This is a genomic window from Enterococcus sp. DIV1420a (genome assembly GCF_051712165.1).
Taxonomy (GTDB): domain Bacteria; phylum Bacillota; class Bacilli; order Lactobacillales; family Enterococcaceae; genus Enterococcus; species Enterococcus faecalis.
The window spans coordinates 1,141,620-1,167,548 of sequence record NZ_JBIOOI010000001.1; the positions used below are offsets into that span (position 1 = coordinate 1,141,620).

Sequence of the window (25,929 nt, forward strand, 5' to 3'; positions counted from 1 at the left end):
TTTATGAAGGAAGAAAAAATTTTCTATTTGTACTTTTTAAACAAAATGTATCGTGCTCTTGAAGATCAAGAAATTATCGATAGCTTTATTGTTCCTTCAGTAGCTCTACAAGAGCCAAGTAGTTCACAAATTTTAACGGTAGGGATTGATTCAACACACAGCAGTTGTGAATTTCTTGTATGGGGAAAATCAATTGATAAGGTACTTGCTGAATATGAAACTGGTATTAAAAATATTTTGATGAAAATGTCAAATTCAAGCGAAAGTTCTAGTTTTCAAGAAAGTATAGCTATTACGCTAGACGTATTAAAGTCTGTAAACAAACAACCTAGACAATTACTTGTAAAAGTAGGTGGTTTTTCGTGAGAAAAACGATAGAACGTCCAAAAGAAGCTATTACAAAAGTGAAAACAGGTAAATTAGATATGAAAGATGTATTTATCATTTTTGCTGCGTGGGGCTTCGGCTATTTAACAAAAGTTTTTGTCGCACCAATCATAGAAATAGGGTATGTGATAGCATACCCTATTTCTATGTATCTTTTATTATCTCCAAGTAATGTTCCTGCAAAAAAAAATATTCAAGTGGTCATTCAATTATTTTTAAAGGACAAAACAACTTACCATTCAATCCTTCCTACAAAGGAGCAAGAACATGAAATTTGATGCGACAGAACAAAGAAAACAGCAAGAACAAAAAAAGCCAAGAAAAGTCCGCAAAGAATCAGCTCGATTGACAAAAGTCTATCCTGTTGCAGGAACTAAGAATGAACATACTGTAAAAATTACGATACGAGGAAAAGAAGTTTTTGCATATTTTTTAGATACAAAAAAATACGATTTAGAATTACTTGACGAAAAGAAAGCGGATTTTGTTACAGAGAATTATTGGAGTTTTCACCGTCAATATGCAAGTTCATTGAAAGAAATATTTATGAATTTTCCAGAAGATAACCAGAAGCAACAAGCGTATATTCGTTACAAGAGAGACAGAGCAAAAAACGTCAATCAAATGCGTATTCTACAAACAGAGTTGGAAAAAATGAAATATATTGAAAAAGAATACAAAAAGTTTGCTTCATACTTAGTGATCTATGGCGAAACAGAAAAGGAACTGAATGAGAACTTTGCGATAATTAAACGATTTTCGGAATTATTTGAACCACAATTATTAAAACGTGATCAAATAAAGAAAATTTTGGCACTTTTAAACAATACTGGAGGTGTAATGCTAAGTGACGAGAAAGAAAATAGTCATTGATGAAGATGTTCAATTTATCTATGATACACAACCCAAGGGAGGAATTTCATTTAAAGAGGATTTCTATAACCGCATGGGGGATGGGTATCGAACATGTATTCATGTAATAGACACGCCAACAATTATGTCGGAATTTTGGTTACTAGAAATAACGAGTTTAGAAAATTCTATCGTAATGGTTGATACACGGCTCGATGGGGATATAGCCTACAAAAAGGGAATTAGTGATACTATTGGTGAGCTAAAGACACGAATGAAGAAGGCTACAGAAACCGAACAAGACGATTTAGCAAATGAAATTGAGATTTTACGTACCCTTTCTTTTGAAATGGGGCAACAAGGGGAACAAATAATAAAAGTCGCCATACGTATTTTCTTAAGCCAACCAACACTAGAGGCGTTGGAAAAGCAAGTAAATATTGTTTTAGGAACATTGAACTCGGATGGTTATGATGGCACAGTGCTTTTAGGCGAACAAAAAGAAGAGTGGCAATCCATGTTTCTTCCTTTATCAGAACAGCGTAAGTTAAGAAATCGTCGTGAGGGAATGGATATCCAAGCCGAAGCGTTGGGATTGGGTTTTTCTCATAACCAAACATTTTTAAGTGACGAGACAGGTTTTTATTATGGCTTTACACAAACAGGTGGGGTTGTATATTGGGACTTGTTTTTTAAATCGAAAAAACGATTGTATTATAACTTGTTTTTAGCAGGGGATATGGGAAGTGGCAAATCGACAATTTTAAAGAAAATTCTACGTGATAATGCAGCAAAAGGACATTATATCAGAGGGTTTGATAAGTCAGGAGAGTTCTTTAATATTGTGAAAGAGTATGGTGGAATTTCTATCCCACTTGACGGACAAAGAGGTGTGATTAATATGTTCCAGGTTTATCCACTTGTTTCTAAAGATTCAGAGAATGATTCAGACGCAGTGGAAGTAGATATAAGAGGGTCGTTTGTTCAACATATCTCGATGTTAGGAATTTTATTCAAAATAAGGAACAAAGCAGCAACAGATGAATTAGTTAGTATTTATGAAGATATTGTGTGGGATTTCTTTACTGACTTTGGTATTTGGAAAGAGGACGCGTCTATTGATATTACAAGTTTACCGAATGAAGCTTATCCTACTTGTACGGACTTTATGAACTATCTTGAAAAAGTAGAAGAAACCATTGATGAAGAACGAAAAGGCTATTTACAAAAAATAAAAATTACGATGAAACCACTTACGAAACAATATAAACATATTTTTGATGGAAAAACTTCTGTACCTGATTTAGGTGATAATCAGATTGTCTTTTTTGATATAGCAGGTATTTCTCAGCTAGGTTCTGAAATTTTTGACAGTCAATTATTTATTGCGTTAAACCATATCATGGGAAATATTACTCGAATAGGGAAGCGTGAGAAAGGGTATTTTGATCGTAACGAAAAAGATTGGTGGGACATTATTCGGTGTTTGGTTGTTGTAGACGAGTGTCACAACATTTTAAACATTGAGAAAGCCTATGCAGCAAAATGGTTTGTTACCTTGATGTCAGAAGCAAGAAAGTATTTCACTGGTATTGCACTAGCAACACAGCGCGTACAGCGTATGTTTCCTAACGCAGACAATGCCCAAGACAAAGATACAGTAGAAGCTGCCAATAAACTAAAAGAAATATTTGGTTTGACTCAATACAAAATTCTCTTAAAACAAGATTCTACTTCAATTGGCTTTTTAAAAAAAATCTTTGGGAATACATTTACAGAAACAGAATACAACCTTATACCTGCCTTTGAAACAAGCAAAGAGGTAGGAGGTTCGCAAGGTATTTTGAGCATTTCTGGGGATCAAAACATTCAAATGACTTTCCAAGTTACTGAAGAAGAGCTAGCTCTTTTCAATGGTGGTGCATAGAATTGAGGGAATGCGTATGATGAATTTAGCAAAAAAACAACTGCAAAAAAAGGTAAAAAAGAAAGTAATTGCGTGGTTAATTCTGTCGAATTTATTTACGCTTTTACTTATTTTTTTCTTTTGTATCTTAATGGTAGGCCTGTTTTTCTATAATACTGTTAACCAAAATAACAGTAAAGGGAATGGAAACTTTGAAGCGTTTAATGGTGTTTTTACTGAAGGCCTTCCAATATTTAGTGAAGTAAAAGGTAGAGGTCAAATATCTGACGAAATCGCACAATATGCTGTTGGTGTAGGCGTGAAGTATCGTATCTTACCTAGCCTTGCGATTGGTCAATGGGCATATGAAAGTGCTTGGGGAAAATCTGCTACTTCACAATCAGATAACAATTATTTTGGTATTACATGGTATGTAGGTAGTCCGTTTCCACGAGGAACACCACGAGGAATTGGCGGTAATGAAGGTGGAAATTACATGCGTTTTCCAAGCAAAATGGAATCCTTTAACTACTATGGTTATATGTTAGCCAAGCAACCAAATTTTAATAAAGTTGTGGGAACGAAAGATCTCGGAATGGATTTAGATATTATTCATGCGGGTGGATATGCAGCAGCAGGTACAGGAAAAGGTACAGCCTATTATCAAGCGATGATGGACATTTATCAAAAAAACGACCTAAAAGGCTTGGACGATTTTGCTATCAGCAAGTGGGGAACGCAACTGCCTAATAATCAATCAATTGGGAATGGAAAAGGTGATATTAGCGTTCTAAACAATGTACTAGGAACAACCGTAAATGGTGGTCAGTGTTATGGATTAACTGCTTATTATGTGGAAAAAATGGGTGGTTCGCAATTAATAGGTAGCGGCAAAATGTTTGCTTCCGCTATTGGCGAAGATTACGATTGGTCAAGCTATGGATGGCAAGTCATTCGCTATCCAAAAGCAGAAGATATACGTGCAGGAGACATTCTTAATTGGGAAACAAGTGGGACTTTAGCTACCTCGGTTTATGGACACACAGGCGTAGTAACGTCTGTAAGTAATGGTGGACAGTCTTTTGGAACAGTGGAACAAAATGCAGGTGAGACACGTTTCACTATAAGTGGTTAAACACGAAAAGTGAGGGCTATATTAGATAGTTACAATGAATGATTTGATAGTTGGAATGAAAATCGTCATGTCGATTGAAACAACTAGTCTGATACTCCTACATGCGTAAAATTTTGACAGAGATTTTGGGTATGGAACTAGGGAAAGTCGGCAGAACAAAGTCTAAGTGAAGTAGCTAATTCATAAGGCAATGGATATGCCGGGACGCTATAAACTATCTATGGTGAGAATGTTCCGACGGAACTGACGAACTTGCGAATGTACGGGTCTAAATTTGTTCATATTCTGAAAAGAATATGCTTGTTTATGCAAGGAACATTACCGAAAAGTAAGAATCGGCATTATGAAATTCGGGATCGCTAACAATGAGGCGATAAATGTTCAGGCTCATAGTAAGCACCTAAGGATAGATATGAAAAGCTAGAATCATTTGAACGTGGAAAACGAGAGACACTCAATCAAACGGCTGTCATCGGAGTGGTGAATATAAGGAGAAATCTGAAATTTCTTAGCTCTCGTGAGAGTAGGGGCATAGTACCTGTGAAACGTCTAATCAACGTATAGGGATAGCCCCAAGGCTTATTAATCTAAAATAAATATAGATAAATGAAACTCACAAGGTCGAGTAAGAGGATAGGACTAACATAGTTAGGAGTAATAATCTATCAGTGAGTACGAAGTTACGATATTTTGAGTATTATGATATGCAAAGTACTTTTGATTGGCTCTTTCAGCGGAGCTTAAATAATCAAATGAAAGGTGTTAATCTCTATAAAATCATTGTTTCCGATAGAGATTCATGCAACTCAAAAAGAAACGATTGAAAGATACGTATGTTTACTTGAATTGTCAGAGAAGCAAATACAAAAAGTAAATGATTATCGTAGAAAATGTAATTTAGCTGATATTTATTAAAGAAAATAAGTTGGAACGCCGTATGCGGTGAAAGTCGCACGTACGGTGTGGAGCAGGGGAAAAGCTGGAGAGCGAACTATTATCATTAGCTAAGGTAATAGACAATCAAAGGTTTACCTATTGCTATAAAGAGGACAAATTGTATCACAGTATCAACGAGCATTTGGATTATCAACGATCAAAAGTATTGTACGCAAAGTTAAGTAATTAATGGAGGGATTCTAGTGAAAAATTATGTGGTAAAAGCAGGAATAGGTGTAGCTGTATTTCTTTTAGTTTGCATTGGAAGTATACAAATCTACACAAAGTGTCAAGGAAAAAAAGCAGAAGAAGAGAAACCAATTTCCCTAAAATCTTCCTCTGAAACGGTCTCAAAAGAGTCAAGTGAGCAATCAGAAAAAGAGCAAATATCACAACAAGATTATGGCACTTTCTTACAAGATTTTGGCGAAAAGTTTCTGAACTATTCATCAATTGATGAACGAAATAAAAGTGTTAGAGACATGTTCACTGGAGAAGCTAGAGCAATCAATGGACTAGATACTTCTGTAGATATAAATGTTGAAGGAAAAGGAAAAGTGAAAGCAATCTATCGACAAACAACTGAAGAAATGAAGTACGTCATTGTCGGAACAGACGAAGCAAATGGCAATAAAAATGGCATTGTTTTGTTTGTAGAATTAACGAACAAAAATGGTGAAACAAAAATTAGTCAGCTGACTGTTTCTTATATTCGGCAGGCCTATTAAGTGAGGGAAAAAGAATGGTAAAATCAATTTCTCTTAAAAAAAATGAGCGGAAAAAGTACAATAAATTGGTTGGAATAATTGCTGTTGTGTTTCTTGTTTGTTTTGCTAGTCGGCTTTTTGCTCCAGCAGTTTCTTCTGAACAATCAACGCAAATTGGTAAAATTATTAAGCAAGATACGAGAGAATATCAACTTATAGATCGTGCGTATTTTCCGAAAAATAAACGTTTAGACGTCTTATTTTTTTCACCAATTAACAGTTCAAACGTCTTAGACGAATTGTCTGTAACGGTGAAAAAAAATCGTACAGACAAGACACGTTACGACACCAAACTACAAAAAATTACGGAAGAGCTTTACCTCTTGGAAATTAACAATCTTGAAGAAAAATGGCAAAATTTGCAGATTGCTATTTATCCAAAAGGATACAGTAAGGATACCTTAACAAATGAACAGAAGTTTCATTTTGTCCACAAAGAATTGTCTGACAAAGAACTGCCCGCGAAGAATAAATCAAAGGAAGATTATGAAATTGACTTTTTAAAATTCCAACTGAAAGAAACGCTACAAGCACAAGAGAAAAATAAAAAAGAGCAACAGCGTTTGTCAGCAGATGTTGAAAAATTGGATCAAATTACAAATGATTTAGAGGATACCTTAAAAGACAAAACCGATTCAGAAAAACAAGAACTACAACAAACAATTTCTCAAAATAAAAATAAAAAAGAAGAATTACAAAAAACAATTAATGAGCGAGAAAAAGAGTTAACTGAGCTAAATAAAAAGCAAAAAAACCTCGAAAATCGAATCAATGAACGGTCAAAAAATAGTAAAGAATAAAAAAAGATAGACCATGGTGGTAACAGGGTCTAACTTTTTTTAGACTAAAATGACCATGTTCAGGACATGGTGGAAAGTATTTTTAGCTGAAAATGACCATGCTCTCACCATGATAGACAAAAAAATGACCATGTTCTGACCATGGTTAGATAATTTTTTACAAATTTTGACCATGTTCTCAACATGGTCTGCTTGTTTTTTTTGAAAAATAGACCATGCTCCCACCATGGTTCACAAGATTTTAAGATATCACTCAGAAACAAACCGCACTGCGGTTTATATCATTTATGATATCAGTTTCCCCTTATGCTCTTAAAAAATAGCCCTCTCTTTGTTTCACAAAGTCGGCCTTTTTTTAATTTCTCGAGCAAGCTCGTTCAATTTGTTATGATAAATAATAACGTAAGAGAGGTGTCGTATGAAACAATTTATGGTGAGAAATATACCAGAAAAAACAATTGCGGGCATTGATGATTTAGCTAAACAAAATGGTCAATCGCGTGAAGGCTACATTCGCGATTTATTGAACCACCACGTCCTTTCTGCAGAGGTAGAAGGCCTTAACATGAAATACGAAACACTCGTTCAAACAATGAGTCAGGAATGGATCACGGCGCTAAATGCTAATACAAAAGCATTACACAAATTTTTAGAAATACATGGGGTGAAAATCGATGATTAAAAAAGAAATTAATTTTAGAGAAGCGGAAGAATCAGCTTACGGACTAGCCTACCTTCAACCGTATTTAGAAAATTCACCAAGCAAACCGCTTTATCTTGTATTGGAGCAAATTTTTCGCGAACATGAGATCTACAAGGGCATTGTAGACAATATGACGACCATGCACGAAGCTACAACAAAACAGTTAGATAAAATTCAAAAAGAAGTTCATTATACGTTGCTACGAACAGGTGATGCAGAAAAAAATGCGCGCACTCTTTTACAATGTTGGAATACCTATTTCTATTTGAATAATGTCACGAAATATCTTGGTATGGGAGAAATGATCACTCCACCTATGGAAAGTGCAATCACAGAAGTCGCACACTATTATCGACAATTAGCAGAGAAGAAACGTAGTCGTGCAGAAGCACAGGGGCATATACAAGAAACAATTAGTAATCAGGACAATGTTCAATCAATTTTATCAGAAAATATTCCTGAAAAAGAAAAAACAAATACTCCTCAATCTAGTTCTTTACCACCTGAAATCAAGGATATGTTTGAATAACAATGGTAAAAGCAGCGATTGTACAAAAATGGAAATTTGTTTCTTCAAAAAATAGAACATTTTCTAAATATATTGATTACATTGACCGTGATGAAGCGACACGTACAAAAGAATTTAAGCAATACAACTTGCTTTCTACCGATGGATACAATCATTACATGGAAGATCCTGAAAAATCGTCAGGACTCTTTACAAGTAAGAAAAATCAATTAACGAGTGAGGAACGTCGACAAGTCAAAAAAGAATTTCTAAAAGCACAAAAAAATGATTCGATTATGTGGCAAGACGTAGTAAGTTTTGACACCAATTGGTTGATTGAACAAGAACTCTATAATCCAGAAGAAAAAGTATTGAATGAACCAAAAATAATGAACGCTGTCCGCGCAGCAATGAAAGAACAGCTAAACAGAGAGGGACTTGCCAATAGTGCCATTTGGACAGCGGCAATTCATTACAATGAGTTACACCATATTCACGTTCATATTGCGATTGTTGAACCAAATCCAACTCGTGAGTACAAAACATTTTCAAACAAAGATGGCTCAACCTATCAAGCAAGACGTGGCAGTCGTTCAAAAAAAAGCATTGATCGTTTTCGTAGTCAAGTTGCCAGTCAATTACTTGATCGTGATGAACCATTGGCCAGAATTTCCTCGTTAATTAGGAATGGATTTGGTAAACAAACAGGAAACTTTTCACGTACACCAAGTGAGGAATTGCAGTATCTTTATGGAAAGATTTATCACTCCTTACCACCTGATACGCGAACATGGAAATACAATATGAATGCGTTACAAGAAGTACGTCCACTGATTAATCGTTTCATAGATACGTATGTACAAACTTATGATGAAAAACCTTATAAAGAGCTTCAATTATTGTTAAAAGAAAACGCGCGGTTTTATGAACGGGTCTATGGAACATGAACAAAAGAAGCAGATCGTGCCAATGATTTTATTACCAACAAAAATGAAGAACTTTATGCAAAATTAGGTAATGCATTGCTAAAAGAAATGCGTGAACAATATAAACTAGAAAATCAAGAAAAGGCACGGCAAGGACAACCAAACTGGCAAGAACTTATCTATCAAGATAAGCCGACTGTAAAGCCTATTAAAGCAGACTTAGGGAAAATAAAAAAAGCTTTTCGTAAAGATTTTGAGAGTATGAAGAACCAACAAATTTACTTGAAAAATTTACAAAGACAGCAACAAGAAGAGCAGGGACCTTCTCGATAACGCTTGACTTTTTTTTGATATGTATTACAATGTAATACATAAGAAAGGACTGATAATTATGGCTATGATTACTGTAAGAGTGAGTGATGAAGAAAAAGAATGGCTTTCTTACATGGCAGAATTTTTCGGTGTGACGTTGTCGGATTTGTTAAAAAGCTATTCAATGGAACAATTAGAAGATGAGTACGATAAACAAACAGCAGAAATTGCTCACAAACGATGGATTGAGCAAGGGAAAGAAACAATTTCTATGGACGAAATATTAAATGAGTTTGGTGGATTATAATGTCGTATCGATTAGAATTTACTCCTGATGTAAAAAAACAGTTAAAAAAAATGGATAAATATCAAGCGACATTGCTAACAAGATGGTTGTATCGAAATATTGATGGAACGGCCAATCCTAGAGAGCATGGAAAAGCTTTATCAGCAAATCGTGCAGGTCAGCGGCGATATAGGATAGGTAATTATCGTGTCATTGTAGAAATAGAAGATGAACGTCTTGTTGTTACAGCCATTCAGGTTGGCCACAGAAGAAATGTTTACGACAAATAAAATAATTGGAAAGAATCAAGTAATGCTTACTTGGTTCTTTTTTTGTACATGGAGGTGCAAAAATGAATAAAGAGGACTATCAAAAATTAATGGAACAAGCAAAAAAAGTGACAATTACGTCTGTCATGGATGAGCAGGGAATGGACTATATTGATATGAGGAACTTTGCGCAGTCTGTTGAGCATGACAGCTTAATGATTGACAAACGAAAGAATCGTTTTTATTGGAACTCTCAAATTGAAGACAGAAAAGTAGTTAGTGGAGATACAATTGATTTTGTCAAACGTTTTTTTAACAAGAGTCATATGGAAGCACTGACTTATTTAGCAGAGGAAGAACATGAAAAGTTAACAACGCAAGAAAAAATGGCAAAACCTAAAGAACCGTTTCAATATTATTTCCAACACGCCAATACCTTTCAAGAAGCAAGAAATTATCTTGTAAATGAACGAAAAATAAGTCCTGTACTAGTAGATACTCTTCATAAAAAAGGGTTTATTCAACAAGATAAATACAACCAATGTGTGTTTGTTTGGTCGGATACAGGAAAAGCAGTAGGGGCGTCTATTATTGGGTCAGAATATAATCCTGAAAAGTATGGGAAACGTGGACGATTCAAAGGAATTGCTAGAAATAGTGAAAGTAATTTTGGTTTTAATGTCACACTAGGAACGCCCAATCGTTTGTATGTATTTGAATCCCCGGTTGACTTGTTAAGTTATTGGACGATGAACCCACAATTAAAAAATTGTATGTTAGCTGAAATGGAAGGCTTGAAAGAGCAATCCGTTTATAAATTTATGAATAATATGATTGTTTCAAAAGGCGCTACCCCGTATGAAGGTATTTATCTAGGAATAGATAACGACCCTGCAGGGCAGCGCTTTTTTGATAATCTTTCAAAGCTTTCTTACACAGACAAAGAGGGCAGAGACGTCGAATTTAAGCGTTGTGTGGCACATGACTTGGATATTCCCAAAGCCAACATTCCAATTTATTCAGAAGTAGCGAATCAGTTTCAAGTAGATTGGCGAATGATCGCTGCAACACATAAAGCATTGACGAATTTTTCTCCCGAAGGAAAAACCGCTAATGCTTGGGATGTCCAAGAATTCTTTTCAGGAGAAGATTTTGATTTAACTTTGGAAAGTCAACGTGTCGCTAAAAAGTTAAGTGAAATTGAATTAGCACCACAACAATATGATATTCCACGACTTTTTCAAGTACAGGAAGGATTAGATCCAATTAAATTGCGTGGTCTGCACCGAAAAGTGAGTACTTACTATGAAGATTATCAAAACCTTGGCTATCGACCAACAGATGCTTTAGTGAAAGATTGGAACGACGCTTTACAATATCAAGTATTTACTCTACAAGAACAAGAAGCAAGATTACTGGAGGCTGTATACCAACGAAACAATGAAGAAGAAATGAAAATAATCAAAGATGAACAAACGAAAAAGTACAAAGCACTCTCATTGTCTCAGCGGCAGTTTGAGCCTTTCTTTGAAGCAGACAGTCCTGCTGAAGCAGCCATGTTTGTGAAAAACTATGGCTTCCAAGCGGTAGACAAAGAAGATCGACAAAAATATCAAACAAAACGAAGTCCAGAATCGAAAAAAGAAACTGCATGGGCTATGAGTAGATAAGGAGTGAATGAAAACAATGGCGCTATTTGAACGATGGAAAGGACAATCAGACAGTCCAATACACCAAGAATTAGAACAACTGTATCGTATCACGGTGCAAGAACTTGTAAGGAATCCAAATGAATTACACCAATTTTTACGTTTTTCAGGCCAACTGTATAAATATGATATGGATAGCTTATTAGCTATCTATGCACAAGCGCCGAATGCGAAGTTTATTGCTGATTTTGATACGTGGAAAAGAGTAGGTCGTAGTGTCACTTTAGGATCAAAAGCAATAAAAATTTTACGTCAAAAAGAGACAGGTGCTTTTTATCATGAAAATGTATTTGATGTTTCTCAGAGCACAGGGAAAGACGTTCCTTTCCCTGATTGGCTGCTGAGTAAGGAAACCTTTACTGAAACGATGACCAAGTGGGCGTCAATGCGTGAGGATGAAAGACTCGTAGACGAACATAATCCTCATAAATTGCTAACAGAAGCAATCAAAGGAGCTATTCATGAACAAATTAATGGTATTGATTTAGGAATAGCGGAAGATTTAACAGCTGTTTCTAATTATGTTCTTCTTTCTAAGTTAGGACAAGCCCCTAGCTTTTCAGGAATTAAAGAAAGTGTACAGCGCTTATTTGAAAATGAAGCATTACTGATTGAACATTATCCCCAATTATTAACCGTGAATCGTATCACCTTGGCAGGCATTCGCAAAGCTAAAAAAGAATTGTTAGTTGAAAAGGAGACTGAAAATGAACGCATTAGAGAAACTAAACGCTTACGAGAAACAGAGAGACAAGGAAGAGGGAATGACACGGAGAACCGAGCCACTTGTCAAACTAACATACAAAGAGGGACTCGACGGTCTGATGTATCCAGAAATCAACGAACCGAAGAACAATCACACCTTATCGCTAATGGAGCAACGCATACAACAATACCTGATGACGTATCAACCAAACCTATACAACGAACTCTTACTAACGCAAGAGTTGATGACGGTTCTTCCTCAGATGGAAGCCAAGTATCACAGCCAAGTAGCAACGAACTTCGAGACGCTCAATCAGAACGAGAAACCGAAGGAGCAATCAATGGAACGAGAGAAACAACTGAATTACCTAAAAACACAGGCGATGGAATTAGCGAACAGTCAACTATTTCCGACCAATTAGAACCTCAAAAAGAAAAAATAACCACCCATGAAATAGAACGAACGTTAATTAAACATGGGACTGGCATTCAAGAAGGAAAATACAAAATAATGGACTTCTTTCAAAAAGAACCGAATGCGCTAAAAAGACGGTCTTTTGTGAAAGAAGCCTTTGGTATTGGAGGAGCTTCTGGTTATGGCAATGGCACGGTTGCTATTCGATATAATCATGAAGGGATTCAATTCTTTAAGTATAATACAGCCCCACCTATCGAAATAAAAAAAACATGGGCAGAAGTGAGTACCCTCATTCGTAAGTTAATCGAAACCGATCAGTATTTGAATGAGGAAGAAAAAAAAGCCTATACACACTATATTCAAGAAAAAGAGACCGTACAAAAACCATTAACAACGGAACAAGAAAAAGAGACGGTTCTTTCAGATGTGGAAGTGGCTTGGATAGAATTGCCTGAAACCTATCGCTATCAACGGCTGTTTGAGAAAGCCTATTTAGTCAACGAAAAGGGAGAAATGGAAAGAGAAGCCGTTGAGATTCTCTTACAGGATGGAAAAACCTATTATCGTCCGTTTAACAAGCCTGCTGCACCAGTTGTTGAAAACGAAGAGAAAAATCAATCTGAAAGTGAAGAATTAGATTTATTCGCCTTTGATTTTGGGATAAAACAAGCACTTTCTGAGACAAAAGAGCAAAAGGTAAAAGAAAAAACGTTTGTTGAGCAAGAAGAACGAACAGCCATAGAATTTTCGTTCCCTGAAGAAACCACAAACTTCTACAGTGATACACCAAAACAAAAACTAGCAGACAATTTAGCTGCTTTACGCTTACTGAAAACCTTAGAACAAGAAAACCGATTAGCAACCAGTAACGAGCAGCAAATTTTAGCAAAATATGTTGGTTGGGGTGGGTTAGCAGATGTTTTTGATGAAACCAAAAGTAATTTTTCACAAGAAAGAAAAGAATTAGAAACCTTATTAACAGAAGAAGAATATGCTAGTGCGAGAGAAAGTGTATTAACCGCATATTATACTGACCCACTGATAATCAAAGAAATTTATCGGTCATTGAAACGCTTTGGTTTTTCTTCTGGTAGAATTTTAGACCCTGCTATGGGAACAGGAAACTTTTTTGCGGCAATGCCTCCAGAAATGCGTGAACAAAGTGAATTGTACGGAGTGGAAATTGATTCGCTTTCCGCTCGATTATCGAAGCAATTGCACCAAAAAACAGTCATTCAAGAAAAAGGGTTTGAAGAAACGCTATTTACTGAAAATAGTTTGGATGTGGTTGTGGCCAATGTTCCGTTTGCAGATATACGCTTAACAGACAATAAAACACTCAAAAAGTATTACATTCATGATTATTTTATTAAACGTTCCATTAACCTTGTACATGAAGGTGGAATTGTCGCAGTCATTACTTCTTCTGGAACAATGGATAAAAAGGACGCGTCTTTTCGTAAAGAGTTATCTCATAAAGCCGATCTAATTGGTGGTGTACGTTTACCAAACAATGCATTTAAGCAAATTGCAGGTACAGAAGTAACTACGGATGTTTTATTCTTTAGGAAACATAGCGGCATACAAGAACAAGCAGAAGAACAATTACTTGAGCGTAGACAAGCACTTTGGGTTGAAACTACCAATGTCCCTTCAGGAATTACAAGAGAAGATGGGAGCGTTCAGCCACCGATGACCATGAACAATTATTTCCATAAACATATGCTGACGCATACGTTGGGTAGGTATCATTTCAAAAACTACCGAGGAGGAACGTATACGCTTAATCCAAGAGAAGAAAAACCTTGGCAGACAGAATTACCAAAGGTTTTAAACACGATGGACGGTCAATTTCTCTCTGCAAAAACAATGAAATTATCCTTACCAGAGGTATTGCCGACTGTAGAAGAACAAAAAGAAGCTACTATTGATTCAAATATTCCTAAATTTAGCTTTGATGAGAAAAATGGTGAAATTTATTATCACGGTCTTGATGGAGTAAAAAAACAGGAATTAAAATCAACACAGAAAAAAAGGTTGCAGCAAATGATTCAGCTTCGCGATCTTGTTTCTGAGGTGATTGATTATCAACAAGACTTGGATTTTGAATCGTCGATCTTTGAAGAAAAACTCCACCGTCTAAATGAATCTTATGATAAATTCGAACGGAAGTATGGCTATCTAAACAATTCAACCAATACTCGTTTGTTTTATGAGGATGATCGATTTGCACTTTTAATGTCCATTGAAGTGCCGCAAAAAGATGGTTCTTATACCAAGTCTGCCATTTTCCGAGAAGCAACGATTCGTCCAATTGAACCTGTTATAAGCGTACACTCTGCTTTAGAAGCACTCAATCATAGTTTAGCTAAACAAGGGAAAGTAGATATTCCTTATATGACCAAACTCTACAATGTTCCTGAAACACAGCTGCTAGAAGAATTGAAAGGGCATATATTTGTTGATGTAGAGAAATATATCGAAAATGATGAAAAACTAGCCAACAGTTATGTAACAAAAGAAGCCTTTCTTTCAGGAGATGTGAAGAAGAAATTAACCTTATCAAAAGCGTTGGCAAAGAAAAATTCTCTTTTTGAAGAGAATGTAAAAGCCTTAAAACCTGTTATTCCTAAAGACTTAGGTATTGAAGACATTTCTTACGAGCTTGGAGCAAGTTGGCTCCCACTAGAAATCTATCATGACTTCATGGAAGAACGGTTTCAGTTACCTCCGTTTTATATTAATAACCAACAAGTAGCAATAGAATACAATGAGTTTACAGACACGTATCATGTAAAAGGAAAATCCGTTCACCGTTCTATTCTGGTTACTAATGAATATGGAACGGAACGAGCAAATGCGTATCAATTGTTAGAAAAATCTTTGAATTTTAAAACAATTTCTGTTTATGATCAAGTAGAAAAAGATGTCAATGGTGAAAGGAAAAAAGTTTCTGTTTTAAATGTTGATGAAACCATGTTGGCACGAACAAAACAGGATCGACTAAAAAAAGAATTTAAATTATGGGTTTTTTCAGACCCTAAACGTGCGCAAAGACTTTTATCTATTTACAATGAACGATTTAATCGGATACGTCCACGAACCTATAACGGTGAACATTTGCTTTTTGAGGGATTGAATCAGCAGTTTACATTACGACCTCATCAAAAAAATGTTGTGGCGCGAATTGTTGAAACAGGACGTGCTTTGATGGCGCATGAAGTAGGTGCAGGAAAAACTGCAAGTATGATTGCTGCTGGAATGATGATGAAAGACCAGGGGTTGATCAAAAAACCAATGTATTGTGTCCCTAATCATTTAACAGAGCAATTCGGGCAGGAACTCTTGCGTTTTTATCCCTCTAAAAAGGTTTTAATCACTACAAAAAAAGATTTTGAAAAGAAAAATCGACAAAAATTTATTTCTCGTATAGCTACAGGTGAATACGATGCTGTCATTATCGGACATAGTCAAATGGAAAAGATTCCTTTAAGCAAAGAACGTAGAGAATCACTAATTAAACGAGAATTATCCGAGGTTCGTCAAGGAATTAAAGAATCAAAAGCACAAGCAGGTGAAAGTTGGAGTTTAAAGCAAATGGTTAGTTTTGAAAAACGACTAAAAGAAAAGTTAGAAGCTTTGCAAAATGAAGAACATAAAGATCACTTGCTTACGTTTGAAGAATTAGGAGTAGATTTCTTATTTGTTGATGAAGCACATGCATACAAAAACCTTTATACGTACACAAAAATGTCGAATGTAGCAGGTGTAAATACGTCAAATAGTCTACGTGCGAGTGATATGTATATGAAGTGTCAATATTTACTAGAAAAGAATCATGGACGTGGTGTCGTATTTGCTACAGGCACGCCTATTTCCAATTCAATGAGTGAATTGTATACCTTACAGCGGTTTTTACAACCTGACGAGTTAGCGCGCATGCGGTTAACAACGTTTGACCGTTGGGCGTCCACTTTTGGTGAAGTAGTAAGCGCACCTGAAATCAACCCAGAGGGAACGAGCTTCCGAATGAAAAATCGGTTTGCGAAATTTCACAATCTTCCTGAATTAATGCGATCCTTTCAATTAGTGGCAGATATTCAAACAAGTGAACAGTTAGCGTTACCAGTGCCTGCTATTCAAACAGGAAAACCACAACTTATTGTTTCTGATCCAAGTCCTTATCAAGAAGAAAAGATGATTGAACTGGGAGAACGTGCAGACGCAATTAGGCAAAAATCGGTTGAACCGCATGAAGATAATATGTTGAAAATTACTCACGAAGCCAAGTTAATGGCAATTGATCCACGCTTATTAGACCCAACCGTTCCTGCTTATCCAGAAGGAAAATTATTTCGGTGCGTAGATAATGTCTATCGTATTTGGAAAACATCGGATCTTCAACATTCTACACAAATAATTTTTTCTGATAGCGGGACACCAAAACCAAATCAATTTAATGTTTACGATGAAGTAAAACAACTGTTAATAATAAAAGGAATCCCTGAAAAAGAGATTGCGTTTATTCATTCTGCAAAAAATGACCGTCAACGAGAAGAATTATTCGAAAAAGTCCGTCAAGGAGAAATTCGTATTCTCTTAGGAAGTACCGAAAAATTGGGGACAGGCACGAATATTCAAGATAAGTTGCTCGCTGTCCACCATGTGGATGTCCCTTGGCGACCAAGTGACTTAACACAGCGTGATGGACGAATTGTTCGTCAGGGTAATGAAAATAAAGAAGTCCAGATTTATCGTTATGTTGCAAAAAATAGTTTTGATTCTTTTTTGTGGCAAACACAAGAAAACAAACTCAAATTTATCAATCAAATCATGACAAATAAAAGTATTGCACGTTCTGCTGAAGACATTGACCAGACGATGATGTCTGCTGCTGAAGCAAAATCAATTGCTACCAATAATCCATTGTTATTAGAAAAATTAACATTAGATAAAAAAGTGATGGAGTATCAGCTTTTACAAAGTAGTTGGCAATCTTCACGCATTTCTTTATTGGAAAAAGTGGAAACACGTTACCCAAAACGTTTAGAGGAAATTCGTCAAACTTTGGAATTATACGAAGAAGATCGTCAATTGGTTGCTGAGGAACTAAGTAAAGAGTTTTCAATTGAGTTACAAGGGACAATTTACACAGAGAAAAAAGAAGCCTTAGACGTATTCAATCAACTATTGCCTGCACCAACTGATGGGACACAAAAAAAAGAAATCGGACGGTATCGCGGACTAGCCTTGTCCGTTGTTCCTTCACAATTAGGCCAAGTCATTGTTCTTCTTGATGGAAAAGCAACTCACAAAGCAGCAGTTGAACGCAATGGAACAGGTTCTTTTATTCGATTAGACAATGTATTAAAGGCAATCCCTGAAACAATCAACGATCTAAAAAATGAACAAGCAGATATTCAATTAAATGTAAGACAAGCGAAGGAACAGTTAGAAAAAACATTTGAACACGAAGATGAATTAAAAGTGTTGTTACAACGTCAAACCACTTTAAATTTATCGATTGAAATGGGGGAAGCGACATTACCCGAAACCGAAAAAAGTGTTGTAGTGCCTGTGTTGATAAAACCTAAACAATTAGAAGATAGTCAATTGCAGCAAGAAACGCACAACTTATCCCACTAATAGAATAAAACATGTCCTTTTTATAGGTATTGCTTGATAGATACACGTATACGTGTTATCATTTAGTTGTACTAAAAGAAAGGGCGTGTTTTTTTTGAGTTATAAAACAAGTGAAGCACACAGACGTGCAAGTAAAAAATATCGTCAAGAAAATAAAGAAACGGAACGTATAAACACGTATCGGCGTACTGCGCGTTTATATATCAATAAGCATTCGGATATTTTTGATCTTTTTCAGCTGCAAGAACTATTAAATAAACGCTTTTTAACATTGCTTGACGATGAAAACCTAAAGGATAAAGATGATCTGTTAAAAGAATATCTATCTCGTCAGAAGGAAGGTCTAAAAAAAAGAAGATAAGGAAGGTGATTAATATGTTTTTTATTGAGTATATTTTTACCTGGTCGGAGAAAATTGTAGATTTACTTATTGGTTCATTATTGAAGCTAGTTACTTGGATTCTACAATTAATTGGACAGGGTTTTACCTACTTGATAGGGCAGACAAGCCCTACTTCAGCCACACACGGTGCGCTACTATTTTTAGCTTTTGTTTTAGTCATTGGTTTAGGTATAATCGCTGTTTACCTGTTACCGTTGTTAGCAGTGGGATTGTTTATTTTTTTACCACTTACGTTAATCGCTTTAAAATATACGTTAGGATGGGTCGTTTTATTCGGAATTGCTTACTTTGCGTATCGGATGATAAAAAAACTCATTCATTCTATCATTTATTTTTTTAAGGCAAAAGAAGCAACAGAATAATTACTGGAGGAGATTTTATGAAACAAACAGTACATGCGGTTTTATATACAAAACCACATTGCATTCAATGTAAAATGAGCACCAAACTGATGGACGAATTAGGATTACCCTATGAAAATACGTACTATGGTAATTCAGAAGAAACAAACTCAATTGAGGTGGATAGTCAGAATGATCGTAAAAGATCATGGAGTGAACAGAAAGTAGAAAAGTTAAAAGCCAAGTATGGTATTCATAGTTTGCCACTGATTAAAATCATTGATGATGAAACAGAAGAAGAGTTAGAATATTGGGCAGGATTCAAGCCAGATCGTATTAAATATTGGCAGGCTATAAATGTAAAGGACAAGTAATTGATGGATAAAATGATAGATCTCATTGAGAAATGTTTTGCGGTAGGTTGGACAATTTTTTTTGGTGGATTTTTTGTATTTGTGACAGTTGGTATGTGTACGTCTGTACTTGATGATAGGTGGCTATTATTTTTTGGCTTAGTAGTTTTATTTCTATTTTTCTTAGGTGCTTTCTTGTTTGGATTGCAAAAATGTATTTCATTATTTTCCATCAGGAAAAGTACACTGAAATTAAAGAAAGCTGCACACTTTATTAGTATAAGTGCATTCTTGTACATGGGCATTTTTTACAGTGTGATTTCGATTACGAGTCCAAAAGAAAATGTAGGAAAGTTAGCAATTTTTGGTTGGGTTGCCTTTGTTTTTACAGCTGTTTCATATTGGCATGACTATAGACAATTTAAAGGAAAAAGATAACATGGAGAATAAAATGGAAAATACAAATGACAGAAGGGCCAATTATAAGGATAGTGTTAAAAAGAGACTCACTGAACTAGAAATTGGCCTTAGAATACAAGATAAACAAATTGTAAAAAACTATAAAATGAAAAAAGCTAAAGCAAAAAGAAGGGATTGAACGAAAAATGATTAATAATGTTACGTTAGTTGGGCGTTTAGCTAATGATGTGGATTTAAGGTATACATCAAGTGGGATTGCAGTTGGACAATTTCGTTTAGCAGTCAATCGGAATTTTACCAATCAATCTGGGGAGCGAGAAGCGGATTTTATTAGTTGTGCGATATGGCGTAAAGCGGCAGAATCGCTTGCCAATTATGCACGTAAAGGTAGCTTACTTGGAATTACTGGTCGTATTCAGACGCGAAACTATGATAACCAGCAAGGACAACGTGTTTATGTGACAGAAGTGATTGTAGAAAATTTTCAATTGTTAGAATCCAAAGAAATAAGCGAACAACGTCGGGCGAATGCTTCTGCGCCTGTAACCAATGGGCAGCAGGCCAATAACCAACAGCAGACACCACTTCCTGATCCGCTTGATCCTTTCTCAAAGGAGTCTAGCCCAGTAAATATTTCGGATGATGATTTGCCATTCTAAGTGTTTTTCAATCAACGAAAGGATTGATTTCTATGCCTAAAAATTACAAGATAATTTCTTTAGATTTTCAAGAAAAGACTGTTAAGTTTAATCCATTACAAGCGTGGAGAGACGCTTTACAGGCAGATTTAGAAGCAAAGAACTATACGACGTTTGTGCCAGAAATGTATTTCCCCGACGCACCAGTCGATGAGTCTATTGATTTATATACACTTAATAATAAACTGGCTATTTTGGAGCCAACTAAACGACTCGTGATGTTTCGGAATATGCACTTTTCGATTGTCTTTAACCAACAGACAGAGGATCGATTGTTGTTAGAAACTAACACTTTGGCGTCTGGTATTGATGCGATTTTATTAGCCAATAAGTTTCAAGAAGAGAAGGAAATCATTGAGAAACATGCCAACATACTACTACAAATGTTTTTATTGGAGGGAAATGAGGATGAATAAAAAATTATTAGGATTGGTATCAGTAGCTATTTTGACCCTTTTATTTTTAGGTGGGTGTGGAAATAAGAACTTGAATGAAGTTCTGACTGACGGAACAGGTAAATGGGAATTACAGTCTTTAGATGACACGTCTCATTCTGCAAAAATAGCTTTTTTTACTACAGGAAAAGCAAACTTTTTATCTGGAAACAATGAGATTGAATTAGAGTATAAGGTTAATGAGAAAAATACAGAAATTGAATTAACTCGGCCTAATTCTACGGATTCGATGGTTAAGCTAACTAGTATTAAAATCATTGACAATAAGACAATTGAAGCAGCAAGTCAGCAAGGGGGATCGGGGGAGCAAGAAAAAGTTAAGTTAACAAAAATAAATAACTAAGAATGAGCTCTACACTTATGATTATAAGCTTTAAAGCCTAATATTCTTTAGAAAAATATGTACTTGGAATAAATATAGGATTGGAGAGAACTAGTGATAGGTAAAATGGAAAAGATAGATATTTTAATTCTCAGTAGTTTTGTTTTTGTGGTAATGTTAATTTACAATTTTGGTATTAAACAAATGGAATTTGGGGACGATGCGTTTTTCTTAAAGCAGTTTACACATGATTTTCAAAGTAACTATTATGAATTTTTGAAGTTTAGGTACAATGAATGGACGTCTCGATTAGTGATTGAAATAGCTCTAACACAAGCGGTACAACACGTATTTTTGTGGAGAGTTTTAAATGCTATAGCAATGTCTATAGTGGCAATTGCCCCTGCACTACTGTTTAACTCAGATAATAGTCGAAGAGGATTAATTATAGGTACTGGCATGTCATTATTAATTCCTGCTTCGATGATAAATAATGCAGGATGGATAGCAACAACAACAAATTATGTTTGGGTCATGGCAGCGGCGTTGTTAAGTATTTGGCCTATTATGAACTATATAAGAGGAAAAAGTGTAAATAGGCTATCCTTTATTTTATCGTTGGTGTTCTTGATGTATGCTACAAACCAAGAACAAATGGTAGTCATTATGTTAGTTTCTTTATTAGTTTTGGCAGGTATTCTATATTTATCTAAAATGAATATCCTGATAACTTTACCTCATATTGCTATTGTAATCGCTAGCTTTGTGTTTATTTTAACATGTAAGGGGAATGTGGCAAGAAACGTCCAAGAAACGAAACAATGGTTGCCTAATTTTTCTAGCTACAGTATTTTTGATAAGTTACAAATAGGGTATTCGTCCACTTTGAAAGCTTTATTTTTTGAGTGGTCTCCATTGATGTTAGCTTTTGTATTGCTAATTCTTACTGCTGGACTAGTAAAAAATGGGACATTAGTCAAAAAGATGATTAGTGGAATACCGCTATTGACGTATTTGATTTGTACAAGATTTAATACGATTATTGATCAAACTTATGATATAGCTTCAGGAAAAACATATATGTCACTAGTAGTTCTTCTTACTGGGTTGGTTTTTCTTTATGTAATAGGGATTTTTGGGGCAAGTAATAATCCCTTAGAATTTTTATCAGTTATCTTTCTTCTTATTTTGGGTGTAGGAAGTCGTATTATGATGGGGTTCTCTCCTACCATATGGGTATCTGGATCAAGGACTTACTATTTCACTTATGTTCTTATAATGATGTCAGGTGTCTATTTAATAAGTCAGCTACCTGAAAATAACCAAAGTAGAACCTTTAAAGTGCTATGCGGATATTTTCTGGTATTGCTCTATTATTAATAATGATGTATACAAAAATATTGTAAAATGTTTTGCTAAACTTTCGACAGTTGTTGAAAGGCTAGTGTGCATACTGTAGAATAATTACAAGTCACTTCAGATTTAACTATTATCTTACAGGCTGAATGAATTGATCGTTCAGTTCTATGAATGATTATTTGTTAGAAATGAAAGGCTAAAATAAGTTATAACCTTAGAGACTGTCTCCCCCCAAGAGACAGTCTTATATATTGTTTAATAGATAATTACTTTACTGAAATAGGATAAATTAAATCAGAAATGTATACTTTGTAAGGAAAAATCATAGCTGTTTTAGGATGTTATTTGCTATTTTATGTATTTGCCAATTACAATGGTATTGTAAATAAATACATAAAGTAGCATTAGTAGGTTTGGGGGGATATAGATTTGGAAAATATTTTTGATTTAAACAAGGGATTGTCAAGAAGAAAATATTGGTATTATCAGTGTATACTTTTTGTGTTTGGATTAGGGATAGAGACTTTTTCAATGCTTTTATACAAAAAGTCTTTGCTCGAAAACAATTATTTAAACTATTTTGTGATAAATGGTCCCTTTGACTTTTATAATTTTCTTAGGATCGTGTTCTTTATAATGATTATTATAGGTTTTCTGTTCCAAGCAAGAAGGTTTGTTGATATTGGGTGGTCGAAATTTGTAGCTTTACTAAGTCTGTTACCGTTAGTTGGTATTATCACAACAGGGATTTGTTTATTTAAAAAGGGAAAAGACAATAAAACAGATAGCAATCAAGTTTCTTGATTGCTATCTGTTTTATTTATTAAGAGTATTGTCTATTAAATGAATGACAAAAACTGGCATTGTAAGCAGCTTGAATCGCAGCTGACCATGAAATTTTATGGAATGATACTGCAGACCAAGTTCCTTCATAATAAAAGCTCCTTATTTTACTTTAGATAATATGAAATAAAGTTTATTTTAAATGATAATAATTTATCATTTCATTGATTTCACTTTGTCATTTTAAGTTATTATTTTATACTGAATTTGAGATAAGCGCTTTCTAAAATCTAATAGTAAAGGAGGAACGTTTGAAGAAAACAATATTAACAATCTTATGTTTCTTTTGTAGTTTACTATTAATTGGCTGTAGTAATGAGATCAATACTACAAAAAATTCTATTACAAAGGAACAAGCGATAGAGAATAAAAAATTTACAAAATATGAGAAAGAGGTGGAAAATTTTAACAAAGTTTCTAGCAAAGAATTACTAGTAGATAAAGGGAATGAAGGAAAATTTATATATGTTGGAAGAAAGACATGTAAGTATTGTCGTAAATTTGTACCAAAATTAAAAAACGTATTTGAGCAGAAAAATATTGAATTAAACTACTTAGATACAGAAAGCCTATCTGAAGATTCAAAAAAACAAATCATTAATAAATACCAATTAACAGGGGTTCCTTCATTAATATTTATTAACAAGGAAAACAAGACAGTACTTTATAACGAAGATGAAATTCGGTTAGATGTTTGGGTAGAGAAACAATTAGAAAGTTAGGAGGATCAAGGAATGAAAAAACTAGTAATGTTTTTATTGGGCGTTGTTATGTTAGGGGCATTTGTTTATCCTGGAGTAGCATTTGCTGAGGTAGCAAATGATGAAAGTATAGCAGACCAAGAAATTACTCTTGATGATGTTGATTTTTCAGTGGATGGAGATTCGGGGCATGTTATACAACCTCGAGGTCGTGGAGAATGTCTTTCAGATGAGCGTTTAGGAAGAGTACCTCCAGGATACTGCAGTAGTGGTAGAATTACAGTAAAAACAACTGCTGCACAGCGTAATTGTTTGGTTAATTTATATGGAAGTGCTGTACTTTCCACCCTTGGAGGAGGAGGAGTTGTTGTCTTATTAGGCGGCGCTGCTTTAGGATGGTGGAATAATTGTAGGTTTAAATAATTATGAAGAAAAATAATATTATTTTTTCTAAAAAAGGTGTACTGATTTTTTTCGTAGTGATGGTTTGGAACTTTATTACGCAAATCTATTTCCTTGGATTTAATTGGGAGAAGCTTTTAGAAATATTCGTTTCTACAATAGTTCTTTTTATAGTACTAGGGTTGCTAGAAAATATTTATTACTACTTTAAAAGAAAGTAGCACACAAAAGAATCAACAAGGCATGCTTTGTTGGTTCTTTTTTATATTCCAATTTTTACTAGGTATATAGTAGGATACTCAAGTTGGTAATACTTGATTTGTGTAAGTTTTGAGTATACTCATACTTTACATTTGCTAGTCCTTGTTTATCAATGTTTTTAAGCTTAAAATATACATGTAAAATAAATGTTTTTGAAATAAGAAGGAATTATCAAAGATAAAACAAACACTGTATTATGAATAACTTTAACTTAAATTTAAAAAGAAAGACAAGGTGCACCTATGGACAAAAAGCAGGTTAAAGAAGTGCAAAATGAGATTAATGGTTTTGTTAATAGCTCGCATGAAATTGTTACATGTATAATTGATAATATTTCTGAAAATGACAGTAACAGTTCTGAAATCGATGTAATATTAGCATGTTTGCAATGAATATGGTTGACAGGGCAGAGACAATTTGTAGATTGTGCTTGTTAAATAGATATGATTCAGTAGGTGTTTTGACTAGATCAATTTTTGAAGTATATTTATATTTACTATATATACTTCAAAAAGATACAGATAGACGAGGAAAGGCATTTTTTTATCATAGCAGACTGAATAATATTACATGTATGATAGACTTTGAGAAAAACAACAGTGGCGAACCTTCTCAATATAGCTTAGAAGAAATTTCTGCAGAAGTACCTGGAGCAGAATCATTAAATGATATGAAAGCACATTATGAAAAACTATTTATAAATCTTTTTAAATATAAACCCAAAGATTGGCGACATAAACATTGGTATGATTTAGACCAAAGAAAGAAAACTTCTATTCCAAAACTAATGAAGCGATTAGAGATTGATCACAGTCTTTATTCAGAAGTTTATAAACTTTATTCGATGGATGTACATGGGGCAGGGTTACTTAATTATACCGCAGCATTAGTAGGGAAAAATAGTGGATTAAATTTAGCTACTATGGATAATTTAGCTAAGATAGTTGTTAGAAATTCTTTAGACGCTATTTTAAAATACTATCAGTTAGATGCGCAGAATCTAGCAGAACTCTTTGTAATATTAGAAAAATCAATTGTTAATTGAATCAGAATTGAATATTTTGGAGTACAACTTATAAAAAAATAAAAAAGGAGTATTTTAGGAG

The 25,929-nt window shown here is 34.6% G+C and carries 25 protein-coding genes and 2 pseudogenes; all 27 read left to right on the forward strand.

All coding sequences use genetic code 11. The annotated features are described in order from the left end of the window. The first annotated feature begins 3 nt into the window (after positions 1-3). The 27 genes and pseudogenes from IGI80_RS05755 (at position 4) to IGI80_RS05885 (ending at position 25,868) form a co-directional block, all read left to right on the forward strand. A complete protein-coding gene (locus tag IGI80_RS05755) occupies positions 4-366 on the forward strand; it encodes a hypothetical protein (protein WP_438722818.1) in 363 nt (120 codons plus the stop codon). After that, positions 363-665: a hypothetical protein gene (locus IGI80_RS05760; RefSeq protein ID WP_438722819.1), complete on the forward strand. Its 303-nt coding sequence runs from the start codon at positions 363-365 to the stop codon at positions 663-665. Before IGI80_RS05755 ends, IGI80_RS05760 begins: the two co-directional genes overlap by 4 nt. After that, complete coding sequence (locus tag IGI80_RS05765; protein WP_438722821.1) at positions 655-1,260, forward strand: hypothetical protein; 606 nt, start codon at positions 655-657, stop codon at positions 1,258-1,260. Before IGI80_RS05760 ends, IGI80_RS05765 begins: the two co-directional genes overlap by 11 nt. After that, positions 1,235-3,166, forward strand: coding sequence for a VirB4 family type IV secretion system protein (locus IGI80_RS05770; RefSeq protein WP_438722822.1), 1,932 nt, complete (start codon positions 1,235-1,237; stop codon positions 3,164-3,166). Before IGI80_RS05765 ends, IGI80_RS05770 begins: the two co-directional genes overlap by 26 nt. 16 nt (positions 3,167-3,182) lie before the next feature. Further along, positions 3,183-4,280 (forward strand): glucosaminidase domain-containing protein, encoded by a 1,098-nt coding sequence (locus tag IGI80_RS05775; protein WP_438722824.1) that lies wholly within the window; start codon positions 3,183-3,185, stop codon positions 4,278-4,280. A 1,139-nt stretch (positions 4,281-5,419) separates the two neighbouring features. Continuing rightward, positions 5,420-5,944, forward strand: a complete 525-nt coding sequence (locus IGI80_RS05780; protein ID WP_438722826.1) for an EF0163 family protein — start codon at positions 5,420-5,422, stop codon at positions 5,942-5,944. Positions 5,945-5,958: 14 nt separating this feature from the next. After that, entirely contained in the window at positions 5,959-6,783 is an 825-nt protein-coding gene (locus IGI80_RS05785; protein ID WP_438722827.1) for a hypothetical protein, read from the forward strand. A gap of 418 nt (positions 6,784-7,201) precedes the next feature. Beyond that, entirely contained in the window at positions 7,202-7,465 is a 264-nt protein-coding gene (locus IGI80_RS05790) for a FitA-like ribbon-helix-helix domain-containing protein (protein WP_002358468.1), read from the forward strand. Then, positions 7,458-8,015, forward strand: a complete 558-nt coding sequence (locus IGI80_RS05795) for a hypothetical protein (protein WP_438722828.1) — start codon at positions 7,458-7,460, stop codon at positions 8,013-8,015. Before IGI80_RS05790 ends, IGI80_RS05795 begins: the two co-directional genes overlap by 8 nt. Before the next feature lie 2 nt (positions 8,016-8,017). After that, positions 8,018-9,253, forward strand: a pseudogene (gene mobP2 / locus IGI80_RS05800) (MobP2 family relaxase). Between the two features lie 58 nt (positions 9,254-9,311). Continuing rightward, positions 9,312-9,539, forward strand: a complete 228-nt coding sequence (gene relB / locus IGI80_RS05805; RefSeq protein ID WP_002413218.1) for a type II toxin-antitoxin system RelB family antitoxin — start codon at positions 9,312-9,314, stop codon at positions 9,537-9,539. Next, the gene (locus tag IGI80_RS05810) at positions 9,539-9,808 is read left to right on the forward strand and encodes a type II toxin-antitoxin system RelE family toxin (protein WP_438722830.1); all 270 of its coding nucleotides are present in this window, start codon (positions 9,539-9,541) and stop codon (positions 9,806-9,808) included. Before relB ends, IGI80_RS05810 begins: the two co-directional genes overlap by 1 nt. A gap of 62 nt (positions 9,809-9,870) precedes the next feature. After that, on the forward strand, positions 9,871-11,457 hold the full coding sequence (locus tag IGI80_RS05815; RefSeq protein WP_438722832.1) for a DUF3991 domain-containing protein: 1,587 nt from the start codon (positions 9,871-9,873) through the stop codon (positions 11,455-11,457). Between the two features lie 7 nt (positions 11,458-11,464). Beyond that, positions 11,465-18,265 carry a helicase-related protein gene (locus tag IGI80_RS05820; protein WP_438722834.1) on the forward strand — a complete coding sequence of 2,267 codons (6,801 nt, stop codon included), beginning with the start codon at positions 11,465-11,467 and terminating at the stop codon, positions 18,263-18,265. A gap of 85 nt (positions 18,266-18,350) precedes the next feature. Next, positions 18,351-18,626 carry a hypothetical protein gene (locus IGI80_RS05825; RefSeq protein ID WP_438722835.1) on the forward strand — a complete coding sequence of 92 codons (276 nt, stop codon included), beginning with the start codon at positions 18,351-18,353 and terminating at the stop codon, positions 18,624-18,626. Between the two features lie 14 nt (positions 18,627-18,640). Continuing rightward, positions 18,641-19,030 (forward strand): hypothetical protein, encoded by a 390-nt coding sequence (locus IGI80_RS05830; RefSeq protein ID WP_438722836.1) that lies wholly within the window; start codon positions 18,641-18,643, stop codon positions 19,028-19,030. Positions 19,031-19,047: 17 nt separating this feature from the next. Continuing rightward, positions 19,048-19,383, forward strand: coding sequence for a thioredoxin fold domain-containing protein (locus IGI80_RS05835; RefSeq protein ID WP_002358477.1), 336 nt, complete (start codon positions 19,048-19,050; stop codon positions 19,381-19,383). Positions 19,384-19,386: 3 nt separating this feature from the next. Then, positions 19,387-19,800 (forward strand): hypothetical protein, encoded by a 414-nt coding sequence (locus IGI80_RS05840; RefSeq protein ID WP_002358251.1) that lies wholly within the window; start codon positions 19,387-19,389, stop codon positions 19,798-19,800. A 1-nt stretch (position 19,801) separates the two neighbouring features. Next, positions 19,802-19,960, forward strand: a complete 159-nt coding sequence (locus tag IGI80_RS05845; RefSeq protein ID WP_023894690.1) for a hypothetical protein — start codon at positions 19,802-19,804, stop codon at positions 19,958-19,960. 7 nt (positions 19,961-19,967) lie between these two features. Then, the gene (gene ssb / locus IGI80_RS05850; protein WP_438722837.1) at positions 19,968-20,441 is read left to right on the forward strand and encodes a single-stranded DNA-binding protein; all 474 of its coding nucleotides are present in this window, start codon (positions 19,968-19,970) and stop codon (positions 20,439-20,441) included. Positions 20,442-20,473: 32 nt separating this feature from the next. Beyond that, positions 20,474-20,896: a hypothetical protein gene (locus tag IGI80_RS05855; protein WP_438722839.1), complete on the forward strand. Its 423-nt coding sequence runs from the start codon at positions 20,474-20,476 to the stop codon at positions 20,894-20,896. Next, positions 20,889-21,278 carry a hypothetical protein gene (locus IGI80_RS05860; protein WP_174129154.1) on the forward strand — a complete coding sequence of 130 codons (390 nt, stop codon included), beginning with the start codon at positions 20,889-20,891 and terminating at the stop codon, positions 21,276-21,278. Before IGI80_RS05855 ends, IGI80_RS05860 begins: the two co-directional genes overlap by 8 nt. 105 nt (positions 21,279-21,383) lie before the next feature. After that, a pseudogene (locus IGI80_RS05865) lies at positions 21,384-22,663 on the forward strand (hypothetical protein). Positions 22,664-23,045: 382 nt separating this feature from the next. Continuing rightward, on the forward strand, positions 23,046-23,420 hold the full coding sequence (locus IGI80_RS05870) for a DUF805 domain-containing protein (RefSeq protein WP_438722840.1): 375 nt from the start codon (positions 23,046-23,048) through the stop codon (positions 23,418-23,420). 290 nt (positions 23,421-23,710) lie between these two features. After that, positions 23,711-24,181 (forward strand): hypothetical protein, encoded by a 471-nt coding sequence (locus IGI80_RS05875; protein WP_438722841.1) that lies wholly within the window; start codon positions 23,711-23,713, stop codon positions 24,179-24,181. A 12-nt stretch (positions 24,182-24,193) separates the two neighbouring features. Then, positions 24,194-24,583, forward strand: a complete 390-nt coding sequence (locus tag IGI80_RS05880; protein ID WP_438722843.1) for a hypothetical protein — start codon at positions 24,194-24,196, stop codon at positions 24,581-24,583. Between the two features lie 619 nt (positions 24,584-25,202). Continuing rightward, positions 25,203-25,868 carry a DUF5677 domain-containing protein gene (locus IGI80_RS05885; RefSeq protein WP_438722844.1) on the forward strand — a complete coding sequence of 222 codons (666 nt, stop codon included), beginning with the start codon at positions 25,203-25,205 and terminating at the stop codon, positions 25,866-25,868. Positions 25,869-25,929: the final 61 nt, after the last annotated feature.